Annotated in this window: 7 protein-coding genes and 1 pseudogene; 3 read left to right on the top strand and 5 right to left on the bottom strand. The window is 36.3% G+C overall.

Features of this window, described 5'->3' with window-relative positions:
* Positions 1-1199 precede the first annotated feature (1199 nt).
* On the top strand, positions 1200-1403 hold the full coding sequence (locus tag SAGCYANO_RS05905) for a hypothetical protein (RefSeq protein ID WP_237395843.1): 204 nt from the start codon (positions 1200-1202) through the stop codon (positions 1401-1403).
* A 74-nt stretch (positions 1404-1477) separates the two neighbouring features.
* Positions 1478-3670 (top strand): bifunctional diguanylate cyclase/phosphodiesterase, encoded by a 2193-nt coding sequence (locus SAGCYANO_RS05900; protein ID WP_202219222.1) that lies wholly within the window; start codon positions 1478-1480, stop codon positions 3668-3670.
* 411 nt (positions 3671-4081) lie between these two features.
* On the opposite strand, the gene SAGCYANO_RS05895 is transcribed toward SAGCYANO_RS05900, so the two are convergent.
* The 4 genes and pseudogenes from SAGCYANO_RS05895 to SAGCYANO_RS05880 form a co-directional block, all read right to left on the bottom strand.
* The gene (locus SAGCYANO_RS05895) at positions 4082-4315 is read right to left on the bottom strand and encodes a hypothetical protein (protein ID WP_202219221.1); all 234 of its coding nucleotides are present in this window, start codon (positions 4313-4315) and stop codon (positions 4082-4084) included.
* 16 nt (positions 4316-4331) lie between these two features.
* On the bottom strand, positions 4332-5402 hold the full coding sequence (locus SAGCYANO_RS05890; RefSeq protein WP_202219220.1) for an ABC transporter ATP-binding protein: 1071 nt from the start codon (positions 5400-5402) through the stop codon (positions 4332-4334).
* Between the two features lie 650 nt (positions 5403-6052).
* On the bottom strand, positions 6053-6901 hold the full coding sequence (gene aroF, locus SAGCYANO_RS05885; protein ID WP_202219219.1) for a 3-deoxy-7-phosphoheptulonate synthase: 849 nt from the start codon (positions 6899-6901) through the stop codon (positions 6053-6055).
* A gap of 748 nt (positions 6902-7649) precedes the next feature.
* Positions 7650-9144: pseudogene (locus SAGCYANO_RS05880) on the bottom strand (DASH family cryptochrome).
* Between the two features lie 798 nt (positions 9145-9942).
* On the opposite strand from SAGCYANO_RS05880, the gene SAGCYANO_RS05875 reads away from it, so the two are divergent.
* On the top strand, positions 9943-11046 hold the full coding sequence (locus SAGCYANO_RS05875) for a DUF6745 domain-containing protein (RefSeq protein WP_202219218.1): 1104 nt from the start codon (positions 9943-9945) through the stop codon (positions 11044-11046).
* A 256-nt stretch (positions 11047-11302) separates the two neighbouring features.
* Here SAGCYANO_RS05875 and SAGCYANO_RS05870 read toward each other — a convergent pair whose 3' ends face one another.
* Entirely contained in the window at positions 11303-11623 is a 321-nt protein-coding gene (locus SAGCYANO_RS05870) for a hypothetical protein (protein ID WP_202219217.1), read from the bottom strand.
* Positions 11624-11644: the final 21 nt, after the last annotated feature.

Here is an 11644-nt window from a genome sequence, read left to right as displayed (position 1 = left end):
TATCTCTATAATTATCTATAGCTAAACTCACTCTGGATTGAATAAATGTACAAATCATCTAGGAGTTATAGCAAGAGTAACTGCTTCTAATAAAGGCTTAAATATAGAAATAACTGATTTTCAAGGATATTCTTAATAGTACTGAAAAAATACTCCACTGAAGTGATAATACTAAAAACTATTAGTATTTGATATGATATTCTCATGTCTAAAAAAAATAGATTTTTGTAATTCTGTACTATACCTATCTGCCTTGAGTCAGTTAATTAATTATAGTTATTTCAGTTTACAGCGCTTTTCAGATTGATGAACCACATCATCATAACAAAAATCCTGTAGGGGCGAATGGCCATTCGCCCCTACTGTGGTCTACTGAAATGAAAACCGCTGTAGATTGAGACAAGCATTTCTTGCCTGGGAAGAGTTTCAGGCTAAAAACTGCTTCATTCTGATTTGAAATGACTATAAGTATAGGGCAAGATGCTCAACCTACTTTAGGATGTAAAAAAATTATACTGATATATCTAACTATGTTTCCTGTCATAAATAATGACATAGCATTTCTCAAGTTACTGAGGGAAAGGTTGTTTTTCTTATTTTCTACTCCCTAAAATCAACGAATTTTGTACCTCACGCTTCTTAGGAATTGCTATATAAAAGCCCTAACCGTATCTTTGCACGCAGTAGGAGTTTTTAGCTGCGGTCCTCAGGAGCTAGAGAAATAGAATAGGGGAAAAAAGATGGAAATTTGCTTCCTTCTTCACCATTTTCCCATCTCCCCAAATTCCCCTCCCAGGAGTGGTTAGGGGCGGGTCCCTACAGTCCCCAAATTCCCCTCCCAGGAGTGGTTAGGGGCGGGTCCCCACAGTCCCCAAATTCCCCTCCTCGGAGGGGTTAGGGAGTGGGTCCCAAATGGGTTCTATATGGGTCTTAGATCGAACAGGGGGTTTTTGAGAAAGTATTCTAGTAAAGAAAAAAGTCTACTTTTCACAGTATAACCATCTAAAAGTTCAGAAAATACATCAAATTATTGAAAATAATCATCAAACTTTTGAGCAATCATGTTAAAATTTATTGAGAAAAAAAACTCCGGTTGAAATTTAAAAAATCTATCATATAGAGTAACAAAAGATAAAAATTAACGCTATAATTTACCCAGTTAGCAAAAATAAAGTTATCTTAATTACTCATAAGTTAAAGTGATTAACGACAATAATCAATTGCCAAAAAAAGATTCTATAGTCACAGAAACAGACGAACAATTACAAACACTTTTAGAAGCAATACCAGGATTAGTTTCTTGGATTAGTTCAGATTTATATTATCTAGGAGTCAATAAACATTTAGCTGAAATTTACAAATTATCTCCAGAACAATTTATTGGAAAAAGATTGGTTTTCTGAGTGAATATAATGCAGAATTCCCCAAATTTGTACGAGAATTTTTTGATAGTAATTCCACAGTTACTGTACAAGAAATGAAATCATCTGTAGGTCAATATCTCATAGTTGCTCAAAAATACAATCGGGGTCAAGCAGCGTGTACCGTTGGAATTGATATTACCGAACTGCGACAAACAGAAACAGCCCTAGCATTGACAGCTAAAGCTGTAGAAAGTAGCAGTGAAGCAATTACTATGACTGATGCTAGTGGTAATCACATCTATCAAAATTCAGCATTTACTCAACTTTTTGATTACACAACAGTAGAAGAATTAAATGCTATTGGTGGGTTACTAAATTTGATAACAGATGAGAAAGTAGCCAAACAAATATCTGACACGATGAAAAATGGAAAATCATGGAATGGTGAAGTTTCCTGTCGTAGTCGTGACGATCGCATAATCCAGATTTTCATCCAGATAGATGCGATTAAAGATGTAAAAAATCGAACCCTCGGGTTTGTTGCTATTAGTGCAGATATTACCAAACGTAAACAAGCAGAGAAACAACTGTACGAAAATGAGCAAAGATTCCGAGCGCTAATTGAAAATAGCACAGATATTATCCAAATTTTAGACAAGAATAGCATTTATCAATATCTTAGTCCCTCCCAAAAACGAATTTTAGGTTACACTCCTCAAGAATTAATAGGCAAATCTGTATTAGAGTTAATTCATCCCAACGACCGATGGTGGATGAAACAGGTAATAGAAGGAGTAAAACAACATCCGAAAACACGCCGGGGGTTAGACGAATATCGAGTCCGCCATAAAAATGGTAGTTGGTGTGTATTTGATGCAGTAGTAATGAATTTACTAGATGACGAATCAGTTCGGGGAATTGTCATCAACTGCCACGACGTAACAGAAAGAAAATCAGCACAAGAAAAACTCCTGCATCAATCTTTGTATGATAGCCTCACAGATTTGCCAAATAGAGCTTTATTAATGGATCGACTGCAGCAATCATTGGCACGCACGCACAGAAACCCCAATTATCTATTTGCTGTACTCACTATTAACTTAGACAGATTTAAGATAATTAATGAAAGTCACGGTCACTCTATGGGAGACCAACTCTTAGTCGAAGTTGCCAAAAGAATTCAAACTTGTTTACGACCAATAGATACGGTAGCACGAATAGGCAGTGATGAATTTGTTATTCTCCTAGAGACAGTTCACGACCGAGGAGATGCCATAGGGTTAGCAACTCTGATACAAACAGCGATCGCTCAACCTATAGAATTAGATGCTCAGAGACTCTTTATTACTGCGAGTATTGGTATTGTCATCAGTTCAAATGATTATCAATGGGCCGGCGATATGCTACGAGATGCTAATATTGCTATGGCTCGAGCAAAAGCTCAAAATCAGGGGAGTTATTTATTATTCACCAGTTCCATGCACAACAACATTACAGAAAAGATGCAATTAGAGCATGACCTGCATCAAGCTGTAGAAATGTTAGAAGATTTAGATTCCCCAGTTGCCAATAGTTTTTTGCTCAACTACCAACCAATAATTTCTCTATGTACAGGTAAGTTATTAGGGTTTGAAGCTTTAGTGCGCTGGCAACATCCTGAACGCGGTATTATTTCTCCAGTAAAATTTATCCCCCTCGCAGAAGAAACAGGTTTGATTATTCCTTTTGGTCAGTGGGTATTGTGGGAAGCTTGTCGTCAACTCCAGCAATGGCAAAAAATCTACTGTCAAACCGATCTTATTGTAGCTGTGAATATTTCTGGTAAACAGTTTTCTCAACCTAACTTAATTTTACATATTCAACGTATTTTGCAAAAGACAGGTATAAATCCTCAAAGGTTGAAAATAGAGATGACAGAAAGCGTGGTAATGGATAATGCGGAGTCTGCCATTACTGTTTTATATCAACTGCAAGAGTTAGGAATACAGTTAAGTGTTGATGATTTTGGTACGGGATATTCATCTCTGAGTTATTTGCATCGTTTCCCTATTAATACTCTGAAAGTGGATAAATCTTTTGTGACAAATATGGGAGTTAATGGTGAAAATTGTGAAATTGTGCGGGCAGTTGTTACATTAGCTCATAGTCTGGGATTAGATGTAGTAGCAGAGGGGATAGAAACAGAGCAACAGTTGACTCAACTGAAGAATTTAGGATGTGAATATGGTCAGGGATACTTATTTTCTAAACCTGTAGATATAGCAAGAGCAACAGCATTATTAGATACTAATTTTTTTATTAATTAGGGAGTAGGGATTCAATAATGAATAATGAATAATGAATAATGAATAATTAATAATTAATAATTAATAATTAATAATTAATTACAGCATATTTCGGGCAAATGGGGTACAGGGTAAATGATGAAAATATTGTAGTGCGGGCATCTTGCCCGCTTCGGGGTGTACCTCACGGGCAACGGGAAGCGCTGTATTACCTCTCCTTGAAAAGAAGAGGATTGACAAAGAGATGAAAATTTTTCTTCTCTTGGTCGATTGGATATGGCGAGGAGACCCGCTCTTATCAGAGCCGCTCCGAATGGCGCCATCCCATCCTACGGAATGCTCCGCAAACGACCGCTTATTATCTCCTTAAAAGGGGAGGCTTTAAACCACAATTTTTTGGTAATACCAAATTCAAAAAAGGTCGTTACAGTATTAATCTCTAAATTCCGACCAGCATAGAAAACCACTGTAGCAATATTTTATGAAATTGGTATAAGGAGTAGGGAGTAGGGAGTAGAAAAACAACTGTACCTCAGTAATATCAAATCCGCTCGGGTTCGGTATAAAAAAATGTTCCATCACAAGTGCCATTGCCAAATCTTTCTTGAGTTCCTCATCTCCCCATACTCCCCACACTCCCCACATTCCCCACACTCTCTCTACCATTACTATGCACCACCACCTAATATTGAAGTAAGCGATCGCCAGACTCTACATCAAACCAATGAATCTGTTTAGCAGGTAATTCTAAAGTGACTAATTCATCCCAAGTTTGGTCATAAGGAACTAAAGCACGGATATTTTGTTCGGAATTTTCCACCTGAGCAATTAACAGTTTTTCCTTACCTAAATTCTCTACCAAAAACACCTTACCTTTAATAGCAACCTCAGAAGTTTCAGCCAAAACAAAACGTACATCTTCCGGACGAATACCCATAACAATTTGTGTTGGAATTGTCGGAAAATCAGGTAGAAGAATTTTAAAATCGCCTAAAATAGCATAATTTTCTTCACATTTAAGAGTCAGTAAATTCATTTGCGGACTACCGACAAAACCAGCTACAAATTTATTAGCAGGACGACTATAAATTTTATGAGGCGCATCAAGTTGTTGTAAATAACCATCATATAAAATTGCTACTTTACTTGATAAAGTCATTGCTTCTGTTTGGTCGTGAGTGACATAAACTACAGGTTTTTGTTGAGAGTTAAATAACTGTTTCAACTCTGCTCGTACTTGTTCGCGCAATAGTGCATCTAAATTACTGAGAGGTTCATCTAACAAAAATACTTCTGGGTTGCGTACCAGCGATCGAGCTAATGCCACTCTTTGTCTTTGTCCACCAGACATCTCCCGGGGTTTGCGGTCTAGTAATTGTCCTAATTCGAGTTTCTGAGCAACATTATTAACTCGTTGCTGAATTTCATCTTGAGGTATTTTACGGAGTTTCAAAGAAGCAGCAATATTTTCAAAGACTGTCATGTGGGGATAGAGAGCGTAACTTTGAAACACCATTGCAATATTACGACCGCCCGGTGGTACGTTTGTTACATCGCGATCGCCTATCACTACTTTACCCTGAGTGGGTGTTTCTAACCCAGCAATAAGTCTTAGTAGGGTTGATTTTCCACAACCAGAAGGCCCCAGTAAGGTTAAAAATTCCCCATCTTCAACTTCAATATTTATGTCTTTAACAGGAATGACATTTTTAGTAAATTGTTTTCTGAGATTTTTTAATTGTAGTTTTGCCATAAATTTTGATTACCTCTTTCATTAACATAGAATACAGAGATTTTGGCTTAAAGGCACTTATTTTAAATATATTCAAAATAGGTTTTATATCTGATATTAGCGATCGCTCTATGTCTCTCAACCAAAACATGAAACACATTTGTCTTACATTGTATTATTACGATATACGCATTAGTAGAGAAAGAAGATGTTAACTAGGAGCTTTATAGAACCCCTGAGTGTTATCTTTACCTTGATGATAATTTTGAGCCATGGAGTCGTTCGTGGGAATTAGGCAATACCGGAATTCCCATACTTGTGTGAGTCTCTTTTTGGAATATTTACCCGCGTCAAAATTTGAGAGGTACGGAGTCGTACATGGGATAAAGGCAATAATTGAAAATACTTCAATACACCCCATCACCAGGTCTGCGCCTCTATTTTTAAATAGATTCAAAATAGGTTTTATATCTGATATTAGCGATCGCTCTATGTCTCTCAACCAACACCTGAAATACATTTGTATTACATTGTAATATTGCGACATACGCATTAGTAGAGAAAGAAGATGTTAACTAGGAGGTTTATAGAACCCCTGAGTAGTATCTTGACCTTGATGACAATAGTCCTGACTGAGTGAAATTAACAGGATAAAAGCGATCGCTAAAAAACTAAACCACAGAAAACTCCTCTACCTGAGAAATATGACGCCCCACTGCAGCAGCAACAGGACGTAAACTCTGAACCAACTCCACCATATCTTCTAATGACAAAGCTTGTCGTGCATCAGAAAAAGACTCTTCCGGTACAGGATGACACTCAATCATCAAACCATCTGCTCCACCAGCAATAGCAGCTTTGGCCAACGGTGCCACTAACTCCCGTTTACCCGCAGCATGAGAAGGATCGACAATAACTGGCAAGTGAGTTAACTGTTTTAATGCAGCTACCGCACCTAAATCCAATACATTACGGGTATAATTATCGAAACTACGAATACCACGTTCACACAAAACTACATCCGGGTTGCCATGACTGAGAATATATTCAGCAGCCATCAAAAATTCTTGAATAGTCGCAGCTAACCCCCGTTTTAAGATTATAGGTTTGCCAACTTTGCCCACTACTTTGAGTAACTCAAAGTTGTGCATATTGCGACTACCTATTTGCAGCACATCCGCATTAGCAACTACCGACTCTATTTGCGGAATAGACATTACTTCTGTTACGATTGGAAGATGGTAAGATTGGCTAACTTTTGCCAAAATTTTCAATCCTTCTATTCCCAACCCCTGGAATGAGTATGGAGAAGTACGAGGTTTATAGACACCACCCCGCAACATTTGCACGGGTGCAGTTATTAACTTGCTTGCTACTAATTCCATTTGTTCCATACTTTCAACGGTACAAGGGCCGCCAATAATCAAAAAATCTTTACCTCCTACTGTTGTCTTTTCAGAAATATTAATAACTGTTTGATGTTCGGGATGAGATTTGGATGCAAGTTTAGCGTCAGACACGAAATATTCTCCTTTGTAAGTAAGTTGGCTAAAAAACAAAAAACCCGGAACTGTTATTAGCTCCGGGTAAAAGGTGAAAGTCAGCATAACAAGTTACCCAGAACTATATCGGGGCCAAAAATAAAAACTGTAATACCAGGTATTCACTTGAGTCATGGCTGTTTTCATCTTTTTTTTCAGGCAGTGAAATTTACAAATAAAAAAACCGCAGAGTTCATTCTGCGGTTCACTTAGAGGTTCATAGCAAAAGCTAAATTCACTCCAAGTGAACCTCTCTGTGCCAAAAATAAAAGTAGGAATTGATGAGAAACATTAGTTTTTTGCTTGTCTGTTGATAAATGTATTAGTTGTGAAAATCTGAGTCCGAGACAGAGATATTTACTATTTATCCCTTAAGTTTATAAGTTAGCAGAGCTTTACAGGGAGTGTCAAGTTCCGATCCACTTTTTTTTTATGGCCAAATGCTAAAGTCCCTTTACAGCGGTTTTCATTTCAGTAGACTACAGTAGGGGCGAATGGCATTCGCCCTTACAGGGTTTTGCTTGTGAAGATAGATGTGGTTTATCAATCTGAAAAGCGCTGTAATCAATTAACATCTGCTGAAAAAAAGTGTAGAAATATCGAGATTTTTAAACAAAGAATTGAAGCACAAGAACAGCAAGCTTAAATTTTACAGTAAAGGTAATAAAGCTGATAGCTGATAGCTGAATGCTGACCGCTGAATGCTTATCTATCTATAGCATCATTTTCAAAATTTTTTGCGCGCTTTCCTTCTAACTACTTCAGGTTTTAATGCAGCATTATAAATTTTTTCATTCTCCTTAACAGACTGCCACAAATCAATCATTGGTTGTGGATAATCAACACCAATTTTTACACCAAATTTCTTTTGTTCAACAGGTGATAATTTCCCAGGTTCATGTATTTTAGCAGCAGGTATTTTTGCTAATTCTGGCAACCAATGTTTAACATATTTTCCTTCGGGGTCGTAATCTTTTGCCTGTTTAGGAATATTAAAATAACGAAAACCTCGTGCATCATTTCCTACTCCAGCAGTATAATTCCAATTTCCCCAGTTACTACAAACATCATAATCTATCAGTAAAGACTCAAACCATTCAGCACCCATTTGCCAATTAATTCCTAAATTTTTAGTCAGAAAACTAGCAACATTTTGTCTACCACGATTTGACATAAAACCTGTCATTAAAAGTTCGCGCATATTAGCATCTACTAAAGGAAATCCTGTTAAACCTTCTTGCCATTTTCTAAATTTTTCCCAATCTTCTTGCCAAGGAATATCTACTCCTTGTAAGCCAGATTTATAAAATACTTTATTCCCATGTTTTTGACAAATAAATCGGAAATAATCTCGCCATAATAATTCAAATATCAACCAATAAGTAGAATTATTTTTCACCCTCTGTTCTTCATATTCTTGCACCTGTTTATAAATATAACGAGGTGATAAACATCCTAAAGCTAACCAAGGAGAAAATTTAGAGGAATAATTTGCCCCTAGCATTCCATTTCTTGTTTCTTTATAAACTTTCAAACAGTCTTGCTGCCAAAAGTAATTTTTTACTCTTTCTTTTCCAGCAGTTTCTCCGCCTCTAAATGCTAAAACTGCTCGTGAATCTTGTGGTGGTAATTCTAGATTGAGTTTGGATAAAGTAGGTAACTCTCCCAGTTCAACTTCTGGCAAAAATGGTAATTCTTTAGGAGTTGAAAATTTAGGATTTATAGTAGATTTTTTCTATCTCTTTCCGAAAACTGGTAAATACTTCTGGTAATTGTTTAATTTCAAAAGGTAAATCATCGGGATGGTAAAGTGTATGACCCCAAAATGATTGAAACTTAACCCCAATTTGTTTTAATGCTCGATGAAGTGCTTTTTCTACTTGAATTTCTTCTGCTGTAACTTCTTGATTAAAAAATACAGATTTAACCTTTAATTCTTGAGCAAGTTGAGGAATTGCTATTTCTGGTTTTTGTTGACGAATTATTAAATTACTACCTAATTTTTGTAGAGTATTACGCAAGTCAGCAATACTTTCAATTAAAAATTTTGCCCGAAAAGCACCTGTTTTAGGAAAGCCAAAATTAGTCTGACCAAATTGTCTTGGATCGAAGCAATAAATAGGAATAATTTGAGCCTTAGTTTTTATTGCTTTATTGAGCGGTTCATGGTCATGGACGCGTAAGTCGTTACGATACCATAATATAATTCTGTCTTGATTCATAAGCTTTTATATCAATTTGATAAATGTTTGCTACAAATAACTTTCTAGGTTGTAGGTGGTAGGTTGTAGGTGGTAGGTGGTAGGTTGTAGGTGGTAGGTGGTAGGGGTTAAGTATTAGGTAAATTATTAATTGTTAGTTATTAATTATTAATTATTTACCGAAAAATTGTGGTTTAAAGCCTCCCCTTTTAAGGGGAAAATAAAGAAAAATTTTCCTTTGAGTCAATCCTATCCGTTTTGAAGGAAAGGTAATTATTAATAATTAATAATTAATTGTAGAAGAGCCAGTTTATTTGTAATATTCTTTTTTAAATTTGGTATGATACATTGAAATTGTGAATAATATTAATAGACATCTCCAGAAAAGAGGGAGTAGGGAGTAAGGAATAGAGAGTAGGGGGAAATAATTGATTTTATTTTTTATTATTGGATATTATTGGAGATGTCTAATGACTTTGGATAAATCTACAATTTAATCCATCAAAAATAAAAGCGCGAACAAAAAAACTTTTTCCTTCTACTACTGTTTCTTCTTCTTTCTTCCCTACTGACTCCTGACTCCTGAGGACTGACTCCTCAATAATAATGACTTTGGATAAATCTACAATTTAATCTATCAAAAATAAGAGCGCGAACAAAAAACTTTCTCCTTCTACTACTGTTTCTTCTTCTTTCTTCCCTCCTGACTCGGTCTTCCTGACTTCCCCTCCCAGGAGGGGTTAGGGGTGGGTTTACTCCTCAATAATTAAGATTAATATCATATACTAATTCACCAACACCTAATTATTTTTGATAAAGATGAAAAAACTGATTACTACACTAACACCTGACCAAGAAGCTCTGATTCGAGTTTATCGGAAAAAGTGGCATACAATAGCACATTCTACCCAACCTATTAATCGTCAAAAAGCTACTGAAGCGATTCAGTTAGCTTACAATTTAATGGGCGACCCAAATCCAGAGATTGTTTTTTGTCAAAGCCCCTATGCAGCTTTTGACACTCTACTTAGTGTCATTTGGCAGCGATGGGAAAGCAAAGATGACTATGGTCATCGTCACATTTTCGGAGATAGATGGCAACTTTTGAGAGAACAACTAAAGTTGCAAATTACCGATAAATTGTGTGAAGAAATAGATAGCAAAATTCGGGAAGATACTGACAGTTCATTAACAGAAAAGTCATTAAAACCAGAAGAACTTTGGAGTCATATTCTTTACTCTCAAATAGAAGAAAAATGGCAAGAAATAGTTTCTGAAATTTCAATTAAATTGTTGTGTTTGTGGAGTTATCCTATTCCCACAGAATTATGGAGTAGTTATGTCGCTTGGATAGATTTCTGTATTTCTGTGATTAATTGTGATTATAATTCAGATGACTGGCAAGTATTAGAGTCTATTGTTAGAGACTGTGGTTGGATATATCCTTTGAGAAATCTATGTATTATTTGCGATCGCCCTAGAAAGTTATTATTGGATGATGAATATCGCCCCCACGCTGAAGAAAAACCAGCAATTGAATTTGCTGATGGTTATAGTTTATATGCTAATCATGGTGTGAGATTACCAGAAGAATATGGAATATTTTCTCCCCAAAAATGGCAGGCAAAATGGCTTTTGTCTACAAAAAATGCTGAACTTAGACGAGTATTAATTCAGGAAATTGGTTATGAGAAAATTTGCCAAGATTTACAAACTTTAGAAATAGATAAATGGCAAGAATATACTCTTTTAAGAATAGATGATGATGCCGATATTGAGCCAATATTAATCTTAAAAATGATTTGTCCAAGCACGGGAAATATTCATACTTTAAGAGTACCTCCTAGTCTAAGTTCCGCGAAAGAAGCTATTAGTTGGATAAATTGGGGAATCGATTCAGAAGCATTTTATATACAAACTTAGCAATATATAGCAGGGAGCAGGGAACAGTAGGAAAAGCTTTTCTCTGTCTTATATCATGTCCGGATAATTAGTTATAAAAAAACTGGCGTTGGTAATTTGAGGTATGATATCACGTCGGGATAAGAGCGCTATAGAACGGAGTTACCTTTGTGCGAAAAAACTTTCTCCTTATATTCCTCTTTCTTCTTCTTTCTTCCCCTCCACCGGAGGGGCGAGGGGTGGGTTGACTCCTGAGGACTCCGTAGTTATTTATTTATCACTGTTCAACCGGACATGATATTAGGTTCATCATCAATCTATGTCCTAACGTTATCTGTAGGGGGCGCAATTCGGAGCTTTGCGGAGCGCAAATGCCATTCGCCCCTACTTGATATGGCGCTTGGTGCGTAATTCCTGTCCTAGCTATTTGTAGCAAAAATTTATCAAATTGGTATAATATCATGTCCGGATAATCACTTATAAAAAACCTTCTGCCTTCTAACCTTACTCTTTCCCTTCTGCCTTCAGCATAGCTGCCTTCTGCCTTCGGTCCATAGATATTATAAGTATTCAACCGAACATGATATAACCAACTCATTCCTTGCTATGGTAATTTTAT

The sequence above is a fragment of the Okeania sp. KiyG1 genome (assembly GCF_014132355.1).
Taxonomy (GTDB): domain Bacteria; phylum Cyanobacteriota; class Cyanobacteriia; order Cyanobacteriales; family Microcoleaceae; genus Okeania.
Note: the sequence above shows the minus strand (reverse complement) of the source record. Positions and strands in the feature narration are given on the sequence as shown.